The organism is Nocardia cyriacigeorgica NBRC 100375, from assembly GCF_000308555.1.
Classification (GTDB): domain Bacteria; phylum Actinomycetota; class Actinomycetes; order Mycobacteriales; family Mycobacteriaceae; genus Nocardia; species Nocardia cyriacigeorgica.
Window position 1 is genome coordinate 88,395 of record NZ_BAFY01000031.1, and the last position, 16,054, is coordinate 104,448.

At 67.3% G+C, this 16,054-nt stretch carries 18 protein-coding genes and 1 tRNA gene; 11 read left to right on the forward strand and 8 right to left on the reverse strand.

Annotated elements, in window-relative coordinates:
• Positions 1-54 precede the first annotated feature (54 nt).
• Both RJ05_RS02780 and RJ05_RS02785 read left to right on the forward strand, forming a co-directional pair.
• On the forward strand, positions 55-297 hold the full coding sequence (locus RJ05_RS02780; RefSeq protein WP_036532743.1) for an MbtH family protein: 243 nt from the start codon (positions 55-57) through the stop codon (positions 295-297).
• A gap of 112 nt (positions 298-409) precedes the next feature.
• A tRNA-Thr gene (locus RJ05_RS02785) sits at positions 410-481 on the forward strand.
• Between the two features lie 40 nt (positions 482-521).
• On the opposite strand, the gene RJ05_RS02790 is transcribed toward RJ05_RS02785, so the two are convergent.
• Positions 522-1,709, reverse strand: coding sequence for a tyrosine-type recombinase/integrase (locus RJ05_RS02790; RefSeq protein WP_036532745.1), 1,188 nt, complete (start codon positions 1,707-1,709; stop codon positions 522-524).
• A 4-nt stretch (positions 1,710-1,713) separates the two neighbouring features.
• Positions 1,714-2,283, reverse strand: coding sequence for a hypothetical protein (locus RJ05_RS02795; protein WP_036532748.1), 570 nt, complete (start codon positions 2,281-2,283; stop codon positions 1,714-1,716).
• 93 nt (positions 2,284-2,376) lie between these two features.
• Between RJ05_RS02795 and RJ05_RS02800 the strand changes: the two genes are divergently transcribed.
• The 5 genes from RJ05_RS02800 (at position 2,377) to RJ05_RS02815 (ending at position 5,298) form a co-directional block, all read left to right on the forward strand.
• Positions 2,377-2,577 (forward strand): helix-turn-helix domain-containing protein, encoded by a 201-nt coding sequence (locus RJ05_RS02800; RefSeq protein ID WP_036532750.1) that lies wholly within the window; start codon positions 2,377-2,379, stop codon positions 2,575-2,577.
• A 101-nt stretch (positions 2,578-2,678) separates the two neighbouring features.
• On the forward strand, positions 2,679-4,226 hold the full coding sequence (locus RJ05_RS29175; protein WP_051016143.1) for an AAA family ATPase: 1,548 nt from the start codon (positions 2,679-2,681) through the stop codon (positions 4,224-4,226).
• 72 nt (positions 4,227-4,298) lie between these two features.
• Positions 4,299-4,502: a hypothetical protein gene (locus tag RJ05_RS30665; protein WP_138445616.1), complete on the forward strand. Its 204-nt coding sequence runs from the start codon at positions 4,299-4,301 to the stop codon at positions 4,500-4,502.
• Positions 4,503-4,504: 2 nt separating this feature from the next.
• Entirely contained in the window at positions 4,505-4,861 is a 357-nt protein-coding gene (locus RJ05_RS02810) for a hypothetical protein (RefSeq protein ID WP_036532752.1), read from the forward strand.
• Positions 4,858-5,298, forward strand: a complete 441-nt coding sequence (locus RJ05_RS02815) for a helix-turn-helix domain-containing protein (protein ID WP_036532755.1) — start codon at positions 4,858-4,860, stop codon at positions 5,296-5,298. Before RJ05_RS02810 ends, RJ05_RS02815 begins: the two co-directional genes overlap by 4 nt.
• Positions 5,299-5,396: 98 nt before the next feature.
• Here the strand turns inward: RJ05_RS02815 and RJ05_RS02820 are convergent, their stop codons facing one another.
• Positions 5,397-6,488 carry a DUF4238 domain-containing protein gene (locus RJ05_RS02820; RefSeq protein WP_162140620.1) on the reverse strand — a complete coding sequence of 364 codons (1,092 nt, stop codon included), beginning with the start codon at positions 6,486-6,488 and terminating at the stop codon, positions 5,397-5,399.
• 251 nt (positions 6,489-6,739) lie between these two features.
• Positions 6,740-7,042, reverse strand: a complete 303-nt coding sequence (locus tag RJ05_RS02825; protein WP_036532850.1) for a hypothetical protein — start codon at positions 7,040-7,042, stop codon at positions 6,740-6,742.
• A 168-nt stretch (positions 7,043-7,210) separates the two neighbouring features.
• Between RJ05_RS02825 and RJ05_RS02830 the strand changes: the two genes are divergently transcribed.
• Positions 7,211-8,128: a helix-turn-helix domain-containing protein gene (locus RJ05_RS02830; protein ID WP_162140621.1), complete on the forward strand. Its 918-nt coding sequence runs from the start codon at positions 7,211-7,213 to the stop codon at positions 8,126-8,128.
• 238 nt (positions 8,129-8,366) lie between these two features.
• Here RJ05_RS02830 and RJ05_RS02835 read toward each other — a convergent pair whose 3' ends face one another.
• The 3 genes from RJ05_RS02835 to RJ05_RS02845 all read right to left on the reverse strand — a co-directional run bounded on the left by RJ05_RS02835 (position 8,367) and on the right by RJ05_RS02845 (position 10,466).
• The gene (locus RJ05_RS02835; RefSeq protein WP_036532759.1) at positions 8,367-9,449 is read right to left on the reverse strand and encodes a class I SAM-dependent methyltransferase; all 1,083 of its coding nucleotides are present in this window, start codon (positions 9,447-9,449) and stop codon (positions 8,367-8,369) included.
• A gap of 158 nt (positions 9,450-9,607) precedes the next feature.
• On the reverse strand, positions 9,608-10,033 hold the full coding sequence (locus RJ05_RS02840; RefSeq protein ID WP_036532761.1) for an HIT family protein: 426 nt from the start codon (positions 10,031-10,033) through the stop codon (positions 9,608-9,610).
• A gap of 55 nt (positions 10,034-10,088) precedes the next feature.
• Positions 10,089-10,466 (reverse strand): PH domain-containing protein, encoded by a 378-nt coding sequence (locus RJ05_RS02845; RefSeq protein ID WP_014348859.1) that lies wholly within the window; start codon positions 10,464-10,466, stop codon positions 10,089-10,091.
• Between the two features lie 212 nt (positions 10,467-10,678).
• Between RJ05_RS02845 and purD the strand changes: the two genes are divergently transcribed.
• Positions 10,679-11,950: a phosphoribosylamine--glycine ligase gene (gene purD / locus RJ05_RS02850; protein ID WP_036532764.1), complete on the forward strand. Its 1,272-nt coding sequence runs from the start codon at positions 10,679-10,681 to the stop codon at positions 11,948-11,950.
• 431 nt (positions 11,951-12,381) lie between these two features.
• On the opposite strand, the gene RJ05_RS32855 is transcribed toward purD, so the two are convergent.
• Positions 12,382-14,052: a M23 family metallopeptidase gene (locus RJ05_RS32855; RefSeq protein ID WP_081597136.1), complete on the reverse strand. Its 1,671-nt coding sequence runs from the start codon at positions 14,050-14,052 to the stop codon at positions 12,382-12,384.
• Between the two features lie 54 nt (positions 14,053-14,106).
• On the opposite strand from RJ05_RS32855, the gene RJ05_RS02860 reads away from it, so the two are divergent.
• Both RJ05_RS02860 and RJ05_RS02865 read left to right on the forward strand, forming a co-directional pair.
• Positions 14,107-15,264 (forward strand): pyridoxal phosphate-dependent aminotransferase, encoded by a 1,158-nt coding sequence (locus RJ05_RS02860; RefSeq protein ID WP_081597137.1) that lies wholly within the window; start codon positions 14,107-14,109, stop codon positions 15,262-15,264.
• A gap of 148 nt (positions 15,265-15,412) precedes the next feature.
• Positions 15,413-16,051, forward strand: coding sequence for a TetR/AcrR family transcriptional regulator (locus RJ05_RS02865; protein ID WP_036532768.1), 639 nt, complete (start codon positions 15,413-15,415; stop codon positions 16,049-16,051).
• Positions 16,052-16,054: the final 3 nt, after the last annotated feature.

The following is a 16,054-nucleotide window of genomic DNA, read 5'->3' on the forward strand; positions in this document are numbered from 1 at the left end:
GCCGGTCGACCCAGCAGCGATCCCGTACACAGCGCCAGTATCCAGTGAGGTGAAATGAGCACCAATCCCTTCGACGACGAAGACGGCCGCTTCTTCGTTCTGGTCAACGACGAGGAACAGCACTCCCTGTGGCCGGCCTTCGCGGAGGTCCCGGCCGGATGGCGAGTGGTGTTCGGCGAGGACAGCCGCGCCGCCTGCGTCGAGTACGTCGAGAAGAACTGGACCGACATGCGTCCCAAGAGCCTGCGCGACGCCATGGCTGCCGACGAGGCGGCCCGCCAGGGCGCCCAGTCCTGACCGCGGTCGATACTGCGCCTCGGGACACCGTCGACCGGACTGCGTACCGCATGGCACCGTGAAACCCGGTGTCACGCGGTGCGCACACCCGGTTATGATTGCTCCGCTTTCCGCCTCCTTAGCTCAGTGGTAGAGCACTCGCCTTGTAAGCGAAAGGTCGTCAGTTCAATCCTGACAGGGGGCTCAATGCGAAAGAAAGGCTCTGGCCCAGGTCAGAGCCTTTTTTACGCGCTAGCCACTGCCTTCAAACCGGCGTTTGGCCTCACTTTGGACGCACTTTCCTCCAGCCGTTCGGCCACGGCGTCCAAATCGTCATCGAACAAGTCGGCGTAGACGTCCAGCGTCATCGCCGCCGACTTGTGGCCGAGCATCTTCTGAACGGCCTTCACGTTCGCCCCGGCCGACACGGCCAGGGAGGCGGCGGTGTGCCGAAGATCGTGCGCGGTGACGCGGGGGAACGTCTCGTCGGCCTTCATGCACCGGGCGACCGCGCCGGACAGCCACGAGTCCTTGGACGCGGGCGGGCCGAGGTGTTCACCCTTCCGGTTCGTCCAGAGCAGATCGTCACGGCCCTTGCCCCTGCACACCTTCGCGAGTTCATCGGCCACGAACTTCGGGATCGGCACGGGGCGGTTGGTGTTGCCCTTCAGCGAGCCGACGACCACTTTCATGCCGACCATCGGCGCGTTCTCAGTGAGCGCGATCCGGCGGCGCAGGAAATCCACATCGCGCACCCGCAGCGCGGCCAGCTCACCCCAGCGCAGCCCGCAGTAGCTCAGCAGCAGCACGATGGCGCGGTGCTTCGGTGCCTGGTCGGCCAGCGCGGCCACCTGAGCGTGGCTCAGGTACTTGTGCGGCTTGTCCTTTCGTCTGGGCAACTTCACCCCGCGCGCCGGATTGCTGACGATTCGGCGGTCCGATACGGCATCGCCCAGCACCCCGGCGAGCACCCGCAAGCACGTCTCGATGGTGCTCGCGCTCAGGCCCTTTCCTGTCGTCCGGCCGGTCTCCGGGTCGGCGACACCCGTCTTCCGGCCCGTCTTCGGTGCCGTCGCGAGTTCGGTCACCCACGCCTTGACGGCCGTGGGCTTGATGTTGCTGACCGGCGTCTTGCCCCAGTGCGGTTCGACATGGATGCGCCAGGCCGAATCGTAGGACCGGTAGCCGCTGGGCTTCATGTGGCCGCTCTGGTTGCTCAGCCACTTCGGGCCGAGGTCGCCCACGGTGACCTTGCCCGCGCTGGGATCGACGTAGGCACCGGTGTGCTTGCTGACCTCCACACTGTTGGCGAAGCGCTCGGCGTCGCGTTTCGTGACGAACCCGCGCTTGCGGGTCGGGCGGTGGTCGGGGGTGCGGTATCGCACTTCCCAGCGCACGCCGGACTTGTTGGTGTACCGGTGGGTTGTCGCCATCGGTCTATCCCTTCTCTCGTGGTGATTCGTCGGTCAGTAGGTCCAGATCGCGAGCGCGGCGCAGCCAGCTCTTGACGGTGTTCTCGCTGGCCCGCTGCCCGGTGCTCTTCGCCATCTCGGCGGAGATGAATCGGTGTACGGACAGGCCGCGTACGTTCCGCGCGGGATCGCGGGCCGATCGCCATAGCGCGGCCACCTGTGCGTAGAACTCCGGTCGGTGGCCGCGCCGCCCCGGCCGTTTCGATGGTGTGCGGTCGCCCGGCTCAGGGTCGGCGAATGTCCTCATACCGGGTTCGTTGAGCCATGACATGGCCTCCCCGGTGCGCAGCGCCGCGACAGCATGAGCGAGTCGGTCCAACGGGATACGGCGCAGATCGTTCGACGTGATCGGCACGGCCTCACCTTCGGGGGAACGGATTTCGAGTCCAACCACCTGTGGCCCGTCGTCGGTGTCGGCAACCCGAACTCTGTAGACGAACGGGTGGCCCTCCAAGATCACGGTCCCGTCGTCGCGTATCTCGCGCACCTGACCGGCGCGCGCTCCGGGGGCGGTGAAGTCCAGTCGGCTTCGCATGAATAACACCCTAATTCTTGCTTGATCTGGGGTCAATTAAGACGGCAAACTCGGGGTGGCACATCAAGTTGGATCACCGCGAGGGGAATCGAAATGCGTTCCACCACTGTCGAATTGCCCGAACTGCTGACGGGTCGCCAGACCGCCGAATACATCGGCGTCTCGGAGGACACCCTGGCGCAGGATCGCTATCTCGGGCGCGGCCTGCCCTATGTGCGGGTGGGGCGGCGCATCCGCTACCGCGCCAGTGACATCGCCGCCTTCCTAGAGGCGAACGTGGTCAAGGCCGACTGATCTCGCCGCAACGAACGGAATCCGTTGCATTGCAACATCTCTGAGAAATGCGATGGCCGCCCCGGTGACCGAAACCGGGGCGGCCGAGAAAGGCAATTCACATGAACCCTGCGGCCAATCCTACCGGCGACGCTACTCCGGCGAAGTACGTGCCGAACCTGTTGGCGGCGGAACTGCTGAAGGTCGATCCGGTCAACCCACCGGCCGCGCTGGTGATCGAATCTGCGCGGCAATTCGGCGACCAGGATCACGGCTTGCTGGTGGCCGAGTCCCTTGTGAAGTACCTGGGGCGCGTCATCACGGCCGCTGAAGTTGATGCGTGGGAACGGGAGCATGGAATCCCTGACGCACTGCGCGCCGCGACGGTGGAAGCGCAGCATGAGGCAGCGCGGGAGCGTGACGAACGGACGGCGGCGAAGAACAAGGCCGCTCGTGAGCAGGCAGAGACGAAGGCCCGACGGCGCGCCGAGGAAGCGGCGAACCGCATGGTGCGCCGCGCAAAAGTGACGTGGGCCGTCGATATCGAGCCCGAACCGGTGGTGTGGGCATGGGTCGACGAATCGCAAGGTGCCACCGAAGGTGCCGAAGGTGCCAACCTTCGAAACCTGGCACCTTCGGCACCTTCGGCACCTTCGGCGGCACCTTCGCGGAATTCCGGGCGCATCCCCGCCGGGTCGTTGTCCATCGCCGCCGGGCGTGAGGGCACCGGAAAGTCGTCGTTCGGTATCTGGCTGGCCGCGCAGATCACGCGCGGAACTCTGCCCGGATCGTTCTACGGGGCGCCGCGCCCGGTGTTCTACGTCGCGGTGGAGGACTCGTGGAAGCACACCCTTGTGCCCCGCTTGATGGCCGCCGGGGCGGACTTGTCGAAGGTCGGCCGGTTCGAAGTGGTGATGAGTACCGACGACGCGGTGATGCTGTCGCTGCCGTCCGACAACGACTTGCTACAGGCGGAGATCGTCGGCAACGGCGTGGCCCTGGTGGTGATCGACCCGCTCATGTCGGTGATCGGCGAAACCATCGACACGCACCGGACGAGGGAAGTTCGCACCGCCCTGGACCCTCTGGTGAAGATCGCCGACCAGACCGGGGCCGTGGTGCTCGGTATCGCGCACTTCAACAAGTCCGCCGGTACCGACGCCTCACAGCTCATCACCGGATCGGGAGCGTTCAAGGACGTGCCGCGCTCGGTGTTCGGCTTCGCCCGCGACGGTGACGAGCGGGTGATGTCGCAGACCAAGAACAGCCTGGGCCGCGATGATCTGCCGTCACTGAGCTACCGGATCGATGAGGCCGTGGTACCGACCCGCAAGGGCGACGCCGTGACGGGCGTACTCGTCTGGCTCGGTGAGTCGGACGTGTCCGTGCGGGACATCCTGCGCGACGCCGCCGCACCCGACAGGGAACCCGGTGCCGACCGCCCACCCGCTCAGCGGTTCGTCCTGAAGTACATCGCTGAGAACAAGGACGAGAACGGGGAAGTCCCAGCGGCCGAAGTCATCGAGAAGGGGGTGGCCGCCGGATTCACCGAGAACGAAATCAAGCACGCCCGATCCCGTTGCTGCACCCCCAAGATCACCAGCCGCAAGGCAGGCACGGGCAGCGGGTGGGTGTGGTCCGCAGAGGACCCGCTCGAGTTCGACGCATGACCCACCGCCCAGTACCGCATTCACATTGATCCCTCACATGGACCTATCACCTACCGATTGGAGAGGTACGAAATGACCGCATCGAACCCTGACCACGCGGCCGAATCACCGTGCGTGGCAAAGCTTTACGAGTTGTCCGGGCGTGAACGGGTAGCGGCGATCCGGCTGCGCGAGATGGCGGCGAAGTTGAACAGGCTTGCCGATGCTCTGGACGCCGGGGCAAGCGTTGCCGACTACGCCGCCGCCGGACTGCTGACCGATGAAGCGGGAGCCTGACCATGACGGATGACGAACGCCGGGCGAAGGCAACGGAGCTGAAGGTGGCGGGCTGGTCGTACTACGACATCGCGGCCCAGTTGGGTTACGCCGACGCATCCGAAGCGTTCCGGGCAGTGTCCGACGCACTCGCGAGCCGCCCCGTGAGCAGGGAAGCCGTGATCGTGCGTCAGCTGTACATCGTCGCCGACATGGTGAAGGTGCTCACCCCCCTTGTGGCGGCGGGGAACCGGAAGGCGAAGGCCAACATGACGCGGCTGCGCAAGCATGTGGCACGGTTGGACCTGGACGCCGGGCGCGAGTACGCCCGACGCCACGGGATTGCCTTGCCGCCAGAGGTGGAGGAGTTGAACGGATGACCAACGTTGTTCCGCCGAAAACGGATGCCGAACTGGTCGATGAGGTGCGACGGCTACGGGAAGCGGAGGGGTTGAGCCTGACCGCCATCGCCAAGCGGCTCGGGCGTGACAAGGGCGATCTGTCGCGGCTCGCCAAAGAGCACGGCATCCGGTTCGACGCCGCCTCCACGCGAGAGCTGACCGAAACGGCGATCGGTGGCGCGCGCCTGCGCCGGGCGAAGATGGCCGCCGAAGCATTGGCAACCGCCGAGGAAGCGCTGAGCAAGGCCAAGGTCGCTTCGGACGCGACGGAGGCGAAGGGGTGGGCTGTTGTCTTCGGTGTGATGATCGACAAGAGCCTTGTCCTGGAGGGCCGCGAGCACGCCGATCACGGGGCGGCGAAGCGCGCTGAGTCCGAGGAACGCATGGCGGAGATGTTCCCCGGCATCGGGTGGTAGGCACTGCTCGGTACTACAAGCGGCCCCAGGTCATTCCCATCAATTGGGGCCGCTTTGTACCGGAGGGGGTGTGTCGCTGGCCGATGAACTTCCGATACTCACCTGTACCAGCGCGGAACGGGCCAATCGGGCGCGGTGGCATCGTCGGGCCACCTCCGACGCCGTGTCGCCGCATGAAGCAGCATTGCCAAGGCGCGCTCCGGCGAAAGGTTCGACACGGATTCATCATCGAGTTCTGGAGCAGGTCGCGCAGGAACAGAGAAGCTCTCCGCTATGCCGTCACCCGGCCGTTCGAATGCCGTCTTTGTGGCCGTACTGACGATTTCGAGATTCACGCTTGACACCTCGTCAGCTGTAAGCGTGAGCGGTGATCGGTGGTGATGATCCGGCCGTAACATTACGAGAAGCTGATGTGGCCCAAGCGGGTAAATGATCGCCGCGCTGAGCAAACCCAACGACATCGATCGCGGTACGGTCGGTCCTGCAATCGCTATGACTGGATCATCGCAAGTGGCGATAGGCTCGGTGCTTTGATAGATCGCCCATCGGCGCTTGTATAAACCTTGAGCACCTCCATTGCGAGCATCCGCAAGCATCAGGTGAAGTGCCTCACGCTTGGGGTCGGAGTACTTTGGCTTCAGGCTTTCCCTTACCTGTGCAGCTGTGGCCTGTGGGTTCGTGCGCTTGAGCCATTCCCGTTTGGCGACCTCCGGGCCGTTGATGATTACCAGGCTTCTCTCTCGATTAGACGGCGTGCGAGCAAGCTGCAACGCAAGGAATACCGCCATGTCGCGTTTCAGCTCGTCCTCAATAACCTTGCTGGCTCCCATTTCATCCATGCGCGCAAAGTGTTTGATGCAGTCGGACTCGATTCGCGAAAGGTGCTTTTCGACCCACTTCAAGGGAAGGTCCATCGTGTCTTCGGACTGCGGAATGCTGTAGAAGTTGGTCTTCTTGCCCACGTCCTTCGGACGCTGTGGGGAGTACGCGACGCCAGCGTCTACTTGTGTCGGTTGAACGAGACCGTTGATTGTCCATCTATCGAGATAGAAACGGGGTACATAGTGGTGCTCCTTGGAATTCTCCGTCTCCGCCTGCCTTCTCGACTCCTCCGCGAACTCCTCGGATAGCCACTTGTGCTGAAACTGCTCTTGAGTCACGGATTTCAGGTACTTCTCAACGGTCGACATGCTGCGCATACTCCTTCCCCGATTGCACGGACAGCTCAGTCGCTCCCGGCGCCGGGCGCTCGGTGGGTTGCTACTCCATCGCCCGATAGAGCCCTTCCGTTGCATTCGGCCAGTGGAGCTGGACCCGACAAGCTAAGCACCTGCGTTCATCAGCACGGGACTCGTGCGTCATGGCCGCGCGTCGGGCCAGCACGCCGCCCAAATCAGGACCCCGAGAGGGACGCCGACCACGACAGCCCACAGCACCGCGATCACTGGGCCGTCCCTATCTCCGCGTGCCACTGGGCGAAGGACAACCGGGGTAGCAGCATCTCCACGTCGGCCACATCCATGACGCGGTTCAACTCCAACGGGCCGAGGTGGTCCGGGCCGGGGACGAGCACCGCGTCCACCCCGGCGGCGCGCGCCTGGTCGCCCACGGGCAACAGCGAGCGCTCATCCGGCCAGACGATCCGGTAGCCGAGACGCCGCGCGAACCGGGCGAGCTGCGCGGCGTCCCACTCCGGCGCAGTGCTCACTTCGAAGTCGATCCATCCGAGTGCGGTCGATCGCATCGCGCTCCCCTTCGTCGTCCGCTTGGCTTGCACCCGCCGCCGGGGAATCCGGTTCGACCCGGCGACGGGGGCACGAAAAGCACGCTAAGCGTGTGAAACTGGAGCTGATACCCAATCGGTGTTCGCAGGTGTTCGCAGTCGAGAGCTGGGGAAATGGAACCTGGGGCGATGCTTCGGGCCGCGCGGGAGGCGGCGGGGGTCGGGCTGCGCGAGATCGCCCGGCGTACCCACTACTCCCCGGCGTACCTCTCCGATATCGAGCGGGGGAAGCGGCCCGCCCCGGCGGACGTGGTGGCCGCGTACGAAACCGCGCTGGGCTCGAACCTGGATCGGCTCACGTCGTTGACGAAGACTCCGGCCAGCGTGGACACCGCCGCCCTGTCGGACGTGGCCGTGATGCTGTCGGCCACCCGCCGAATAGAGGACGCCACGGGACCGCTCGCGGTGCTCCCAGCCGTCGCGGGCATGGCGACGATGGCCGAGACCTTCGCCGACCAGGCGCGCAGCTGTGCGGCCCGCAAGGCGGCGGGTATGGCCTCCGAGATCGACCAGTACCGGGGATGGCTGGAGCACGCGACCGGGGCCGACAAGGCATCGGGGCGCAGCCTCCGCAAGGCGGTGGACCTGGCCCAGGTGTCGGGCGACCCGGACCGCCTGGTGCACGGGCTGTCCTTCACGGCGTACGTGGACCTGGAGCGCGGAGAACGAACGGAGGCCGCCGCCCTTTCGGACGCCGCGCTTGCTGTGCAGGGAGCGCATCCGTTGATCCGGGTCTATGAGCACTTCCAGCGCGCCCGAATCCACGCCGTGGAGGGAGAGCCCGCCGAAGCACAGCGCCGATTGTGCTTGGCCGACCGTGCGATGGAAGCGGCGGACGGCCACGAACCACCGGAAGCCGGGTACTGGTACACGCCGGGGTTCTTCGGCCTCCAGCGGTCCCGCGTGCTGCGGATGCTCGGGCAGGACGACCGGGCGCGGCAGGAAGTCCGGGCAGCGGTGGACGCGCTGCCGGAGGAGCACCGCCGCGCGGAATGGGCGGCGAAGTGGAGACGGGCGGCGGACGGCGAGACCGACATACCGCACTGAGCCCAGGTCAGGCGGGGTATTCGGTGGCCTCGCGCTGGCCTCACTTTGGACGCAAAGTAGCTTGAGACCGGTATATCTGGGTTGACCTTGATTGAGGTGTTTTCGCAGGTAGAGCGCGAATGAGCCCCCTGATCAGGACCAACCCGAGAGTTCAATCCTGACAGGGGGCTCGAAGACAACGAGCGCGACATTACGTCGCGCTCGTTTCGTCTATCCAGGGTCGGCCGGGGGAACTCCCTCACCCCTTCCGGGCGACGTAGTAACTGTTCAGCGGATCCGCCTCCTCGTGGTGGATCCGCACATCGGTGAAGCCGGCGTCGGCGAGCATCGACAGGGCCTTCTGTTCGCCCCAGACGGTGCCGAGGCCGTCGCCGTCGAGGCCGAGGGAGACGGTCATGCAGTGCATGGTCGACACGGTGTAGAGGAAGGGGCCGAAGGGGAGGTCGGCGTTGTCTTCGAGGCGGCTGGAGGCCTGGATGTCGACCATGAGGAAGACGCCGTCGTCGCGTAGGGCGCGGGCGATATTCGCGAGCACGGTGGCGGGATGGGCCTGGTCGTGGATGGCGTCGAAGACGGTGATCGCGTCGAAGGCGTCGGTGGCGTCGAGTTCGGCCACGTCGAGCACGTCGAAGCTCGCGTTGGTCAGGCCGAGTCGGGTGGCTTCGGCGCGTGCGGCCTCGATCGCTTCGACCGAGAAGTCGTACCCGATGAAGCGGCTGTCCGGAAACGCTTGCGCCAGTAGGTTGATCGCGTGGCCGCGACCGCAGCCGATATCGGCGAGGTCGATACCTTCACGCAGGCGCTCGGTCAGGCCGGGCACCATCGGCAGGATGCTGTCGATCAGCGCCGCGTCCAGTGTGCCCGCGCTGAACTCGGCCATGAACTGGTGGAATCGCGGATAGTTGTCGTAGGACAGGCCGCCGCCGGCCCGGAAGCATTCGGTGATAGCGGGTTCCACTTCGCCGAGCATCGACACGACCTGCATGAAACGGGCGAGATTGTTCGGGCCCGCCGCACGGGTCAGGACCGCGGCGTGTGCGGCCGGAAGCCGGTAAGTCTGTGCGGCAGCGTCGAATTCGACGATGCCGGAAACGGTCATCGCGCCCAGCCATTCCCGTACGTACCGTTCGTTGAGGCCCGCCGTGGCGGCCAGTTCGGCGCAGGTCACCGGGCCCGGCAGGGTGGACATGGTGTCGAACAGTCCGGTCTGATGGCCGATGCTGGTCATCATCGCGGTACACCCGTCATTGAGTACGCCGACCGTCCTGGCGGCGAACTCTTCGGTGGCGGTTTCGGTCGGGGCCGGATGGACAGTGGTCATGATGCGCTCCTCGTCGACTCGCCGCAGGATTCGCGGCCGGATGCCGTCACCATCGAGTGCGGCAGCGTGAGGAACTACGGGGCGGGCCCGCGGATCGGTTCATCGAGTGGTAGCGGGCGACGTCGAGGAGGCGGCCACCACCTCGACGTCGCAGCGCCTCAGTCCGGGACGTTGGCGCCGTACCCGAGCTCGCGCAGCGCCTGCTTGATCTTGGCCTGGGCTTCGTCGAGGGATTCGGGGGAGGGGTTCGGGTCGGCGCCGGAGATGTCGAAGTTACCCATGGTGAACGCCGGGAAGACGTGCACATGCAGGTGCGGCACCTCGAGACCGGCGATCAGCAGACCGGCACGCGGCGCGTCGAAAGCGGCGCGCACGGCCTGGCCGACCTTCTGCGCGACGCCGTTGAGGCGGGCGAAGGTCTCCGGTTCGACGTCTTGCCACTGATCGATCTCCGCGCGCGGAACCACCAGGGTGTGGCCCTGGGTGACCGGCGCGATGGTGAGGAAACCGACGAATTCGTCGTCCTCCCATACGAATCGACCGGGAAGCTGACCAGCGATGATCGCACTGAAAACAGAAGCCATGCTCGCAGGTTACGCGCCCGGCACCGGACCGCGACGGCACCGGGCGCGCCATCGCCTAGACCGCGACGAAGTGCGACAGCAGTCCCTGTACCTCGTAGATGTCGACCTGCCGGTTGAACTTCTTCTGCAACGGGGTGGAGCTGCCGGATATCCAGATGGCGAGTTCGGCGTCGAGGTCGAAGGTGCCCGCGGTCTCCACCGAGAAATGCGTGATCGAACGGTAGGGGATGCTGTGGTAGCTCACCTTGCGGCCCGACATGCCCTGTTTGTCGACCAGGATCAGGCGCCGGTTGGTGAACAGGATCGCATCGCGGATGAGGAGAAAGGCGGCATAGATCTGTTCGCCGTTGCCGAGGAGTTTGGCGTATTCCTGCTGGGCCTGGCCGGGGTCGATCCGCCCGGCGTTGCCCATGATTCCGTCCATCAGACCCATGGCCCGCACATCCTCCGCGTGCTCGGGTGAGGGAGCGCCCCCACTTCGGTTGTCAGCAACCATCATCCATGTCTTCGTCGGGTGTGGTCGCCGCGATGGGGCCGACCTGCGGTGTTCAGCGTGAACGTGGGTTCGCGCGTGCGTGCGGTGGGCTCCGCGAGCCACGAACCTGACACGCGGAGCGGGACCGATACCCCTATAAGCTGTCTGCCGTGCGCGTACTCGTCATCGGTTCCGGAGCCCGTGAACATGCCCTTGTCCTCGCCCTGCGTCGCGACCCCGCGGTGCAGGCCGTGGTGGCCGCACCGGGCAATGCCGGCATTGCCCAGCACGCGCAGATCCGCCCGGTCGATCCCAGTTCCGCCGAGGCCGTGGTCGCACTGGCCACCGAGCTCGCCGTCGATCTTGTCGTGATCGGCCCCGAGGTGCCGCTGGTGCTCGGCGTGGCCGACGCGGTGCGCGCGGCCGGCATCGCCTGCTTCGGTCCGTCCGCGGCCGCGGCCAGGATCGAAGGTTCCAAGGCGTTCGCCAAAGATGTGATGGCCGCCGCCGGTGTGCGCACCGCGCACAGCGAGGTCGTCGATACCCCGGCCGAGCTCGACGCGGCGCTGGACCGCTTCGGCCCCACCTGGGTGGTCAAGGACGACGGCCTGGCCGCGGGCAAAGGCGTCGTGGTGACCACCGATCGGTCCGCGGCCCGCGATCACGGCGCGGAACTGCTCGAACAGGGGCATCCGGTGCTGTTCGAATCGTTCCTGAATGGCCCGGAAGTATCGCTGTTCTGCCTGGTCGACGGGGAAACCGTGGTGCCGCTGCTGCCCGCGCAGGACCACAAGCGCGTCGGCGACGGCGACACCGGCCCGAACACCGGCGGCATGGGTGCCTACACCCCGCTGCCCTGGCTGCCGGAGGAGACGGCGCGCGCGATCGTCACCGATGTGGTGGAGCCGGTGGCCGCCGAAATGGTGCGCCGCGGCTGCGGTTTCTCCGGCCTGCTCTACGCCGGCCTCGCTATCGGCGCCGACGGCCCGGCCGTGGTCGAGTTCAACTGCCGCTTCGGCGACCCGGAAACCCAGGCGGTGCTCGCGCTGCTGGACAGTCCGCTGGGCGAGCTGCTGTACGCCACCGCCACCGGCACACTCGCGCAGGTGCAGCCGCCGCGCTGGAAGGAAGGGTCGGCGATCACCGTGGTGCTCGCGGCCGAGAACTATCCGGGGCGGCCGCGCGTCGGCGATGTGATCACCGGTGCGGGCGAGAGCTCCTCCGATGACACCGCGACGGTGCTGCACGCGGGCACCGCGCAGCGTGCGGACGGCGCCCTGATCTCCGCCGGTGGGCGGGTGCTCAACGTCGTGGGCACCGGCCCCGATCTGGCCGCCGCCCGCACCTCCGCCTATGAGCGGATCGCCGCCATCAAGCTCCCCGGAAGCCACTACCGCACCGATATCGGGCTGGCCGCCGTCGAGGAACGCATCAGCGTTTAGCTGCGGCGAGGGCGTGATCGGCCGATTGCCGTTCGGGTCCGGTCCGTCCGGCGGGGCATCCCAGCGATGTGCTGACGAGCATGGCCGCATCGGCGTGGGGGTGTGGGGTGGCCGGTTCAGCGGGGCGATGAGCTCATGAAGGGTCGGCACTGCGATCCATACCTGGCCGAGCATGACCCGCATCGGCGTGGGGTGCGCCGGTTGGGGCGATGTCATGAGGCGAGAGTGCACGCCAGGTGCGCTCAGCTGGAGGTGAGACCGCGTAGCGCCGGTCGGCGCTGCGGTCGACGGCGGGGTGGCCGGTTCAGCGGGTCGATGAGGTCATGAAGGGGTCGGCACCGCGGTCCATGCCTGGCCGAGCATGACCCGCATCGGCGTGGGGTGCGCCGGTTGGGGCGATGTCGTGAGGCGGCACTGGACGGCCCGTGCGCTCAGCTGTAGGTGAGCCCGTGTAGTGCCAGCCAGCGCTGCGGGTCGACGTGCTGGCCGCCGACGATGACCTCGAAATGCAGGTGGGGCCCGGTGGAGTCGCCGCGGTTGCCCATGCGGGCGATCTGCATGCCCGCCGGGACGCGTTCGCCGACCGAGACGAAGAAGTCGTACATGTGGCCGTAGACGGAGATGCTGCCGTCGTCGTGGCGGATGCGGACCCAGAGGCCGAAGCCTTGCGCGGGACCGGCGTCGATGACGGTGCCATTGGCGACGGCGTAGATCGGCGTGCCGATCGGCCCTGCCACGTCGATGCCGTTGTGGAAGGTGCCCCAGCGCTGACCGAACCCCGAGGTGAATACGCCGATCGCCGGGAGCACGAAACCGCCCGCACCGGGCGCGATACCGCCGGGCAGCACCTCGCCGGGCGTCATCGTGATGGCCGGTGGCGGCGGGGTGCCCATCCACGGTTGGCGTTCGCCCGCCGCGGCCGCCGCCGCCTCGTTGCGCGCGCGTTCGAGAGTGGCGCGGGCCGCCGCGGCCACCACGGCCGCTTCGCGCAGGCGTTCGCCGTGGTCGACGGCGTCGAGGTATCGCCGCACCGAGGGCGTGGTCGTCTGCATCTGCCACGGATAGGCCACCGCGATCCGCTGCACCTGTCCCGGTGCGGGCCCGCGGTCGGAGACCAGGTCGGCGAAGCCGGAATCGGCCGCGGCGAACAACGCGACTACGGTGACGCCGCCGATCAGCACCCGATGCTTGCGCAGGGTCGCGCGCACCTCGTCGCCGGTCGGTCGCTTCGCGGCCAGTTCGCGCAGGTCTTCGCGGGTGGGGCGCTTGGCGAGCAATGCGGTGACGTCCGCGCCGGTCGGCCGACGGGCGGCCAGCTGCCGGGCTTGTGCCATGCGAGACGCGAACACGCCGCGCAGATCACGTCGCGGCGCCTTACTGCGGGTCCGCCAATCCGATGCCAGCACGACACCACCGGCGATGGTCACTTCGTGTAAGCGGTTGGGTACGCCGGTGCGGCGCTTGCCGGCGTCGGGTTCGTCGGCGGGCGCCTCGTCAGCGGGTACGCCGTTGTCGGCCGGTTCGGTGGGCACGTCGTCACCGTCGAGTGCGTCGGTGAGTGCGTTGTCGGTGGTGGGGACGTCTACGTGTCCGTCGCCGTCGCCGACCGAGTGGGCGTGCGGCTCGTCGGCGGGCAGGTCGTCGCTGGGTGCCTGGTTCGTGTCGGGTGGCTCGGGGGGTGTGGTGTCGGTGGTTGGCGCGTTGGTGTGTCCGTCGCCGTCGCCGACCGAGTGGGCGTGCGGCTCGTCGGCGGGCAGGTCGTCGTCGGGTGCCCGGTCGGTGTCGGCCGGCGTGTTGTCGGCGGCGAGGGGGTCCGCGCCGACGTCGTCATCGTCGACGGGGTACGAGTGCGTCTCGTTGCCGGCGCCGACACTCGGGGAATCGTCGCCTTCGATGACGGTGTCGGCGGCCGCGGCCCGTCGGCGCCATCGGGGGAGACGGAGGGCGCGGGTTCCGGAGCGGGGCTTGCCGTCGGGGGTGGCCCGCGCGCTGTCCGGGTGGCGCTGCTCATCGAGCCCGGCGCCGCCGGCTTCGGTGCCGTCGGTGGCGGGCTCTTCGGCGGAGTCCTGGTCGAGGGGCGACCGGGGGGCCTTCTCGAGCATCAGGTGCGACCATAGCGCCCGACGCCGGTGAGCGTGTGCTCTACCGTCTGTCGGGTGTTCACAGAATCTCGGCGGTCGACCATTCCACCTTTCTACGTGATGGATGTCTGGAAAGCCGCAGCGGAACGAGCCAGGACGCACGGCGACGTGCTCGTGCTCGCGGCCGGGCAACCCTCCACGCCCGCGCCCGCGCCGGTGCTGCGCGCGACCAAGATCGCCATCGACGCCGAATTGCTCGGTTATACAGAGACTTTCGGCATCCTGCCGCTGCGTGCGGCGATCGCCGAACACCACAGGGCCACCTACGGCTATCCGGTCGACCCCGATGACGTCGTGGTGACGACCGGTTCCTCGGGTGCGTTCACCCTCGTTTTCCTGGCCGCTTTCGATCCGGGCGACACCGTGGTCGTGGCCCGACCCGGCTACCCCGCCTACCGCAACACCCTGACCGCGCTCGGCTGCCGGGTGGTCGAGCTCGACTGCGGCGACGAGACCCGTTTCCAGCCGACCGTCGCCATGCTCGAGGCGCTGCCGCAGCCGCCGAAGGGGCTGGTGGTGGCCAGTCCGGCCAACCCGACCGGCACCATGATCGACCCCGACGAGCTGGCCGCCCTCGCGCGCTGGTGCGAGACCAACGGCACCGTGCTGATCTCCGACGAGATCTACCACGGCATCACCTACGGCGGAGAGCGCACCGCGTCGGCGTGGGAGACCTCGCGCGAGGCGGTGGTGATCGGCTCGGTCTCGAAGTACTTCTCGATGACCGGCTGGCGGCTCGGCTGGATGCTGGCCCCGACCGGCATGCGGCCCGCCTTGCAGCGACTGGCCTCGAATATGACCGTCTGCCCGCCCGCCATCTCGCAGTACGCGGCGCTGCACGCGTTCGGCGCCGAGGCCAAAGCCGAACTCGACGGCCACGTCCGCCGCTACGCGACCAACCGAAAACTGCTGCTGGACGGCCTCGCCGAGCTGGGCATCACCGATCTGGCCCCCGCCGACGGCGCCTTCTACGCCTACGCCGACATCGCCCACCTCACCGATGATTCCCGTGCCTGGTGCGCGCAGGTGCTCGAGCACACGGGGGTCGCGCTGGCGCCTGGGCTGGATTTCGACACCGTCGCCGGCAACCACACCGTGCGCTTCTCCTTCGCGGGGGCGACCGCCGACATCGAAGCCGCGCTGGAACGGCTGAGCCGATTCCTGCGACGCTGAGCACTAACCGGGCGGTCGAACATAGTGTCCGGCAACAACTTTGCACAGTACGACACCATCGCCGCGCGGATGCGGTAAAAACATCGATGGCTGCTAATTCCTTCCGATTCCGCACGGATGAACTGATGATGACTGGCACGATGGCACGGTGATAACCGCGACGACCCCGAAAGGCGAACGGCGTCGCCAAGCTCTGGTAGCGGCCGCTGCCGAGCTCCTACTCGAAGGTGGGTTCGATGCAGTGCGGCATCGCTCCGTCGCGACCCGGGCAGAGCTGCCGCTGGCGTCCACCACCTACTACTTCGAATCGCTGGAAGATCTGATCGCGCGGGCGGTCGAGTTCAGCGGTAACGCCGAGCTGGAGGCGATGCGGCGGCGGATCGGCGAGGTGAGCCACCGTAGACGTGGCGCCGAGGCCACCGTCGAACTGGTGCTCGATCTGTTGATCGGCACCGACGGTCAGGACGAGGGCGCGCGCGGGCAGTTGATCGCCCGCTACGAACGCACCGTCGCCTCGGCCCGTCACCCGGAGCTGCGCGAGGTGCAACAGCGGCTACGCGCCCAGCTCGACGAACTGCTGGCCGACGTGCTGCGCCGCTCCGACCGGGTGGTCCGGTCCGAACAGCTGCGCAGGCTCGTCGCGGTGGTCGACGGCGCGGTGGTCGCGGCGCTCACCGAACGCGACCCGCAACCGCGGCGGATGGCGCGCGGGGCGCTGCTGGAGGTGATCGACATCGTCGCTCCGCCGACGCCGCAGCAGGTCGACCGGTTCCGAGCACTAGACTGACCG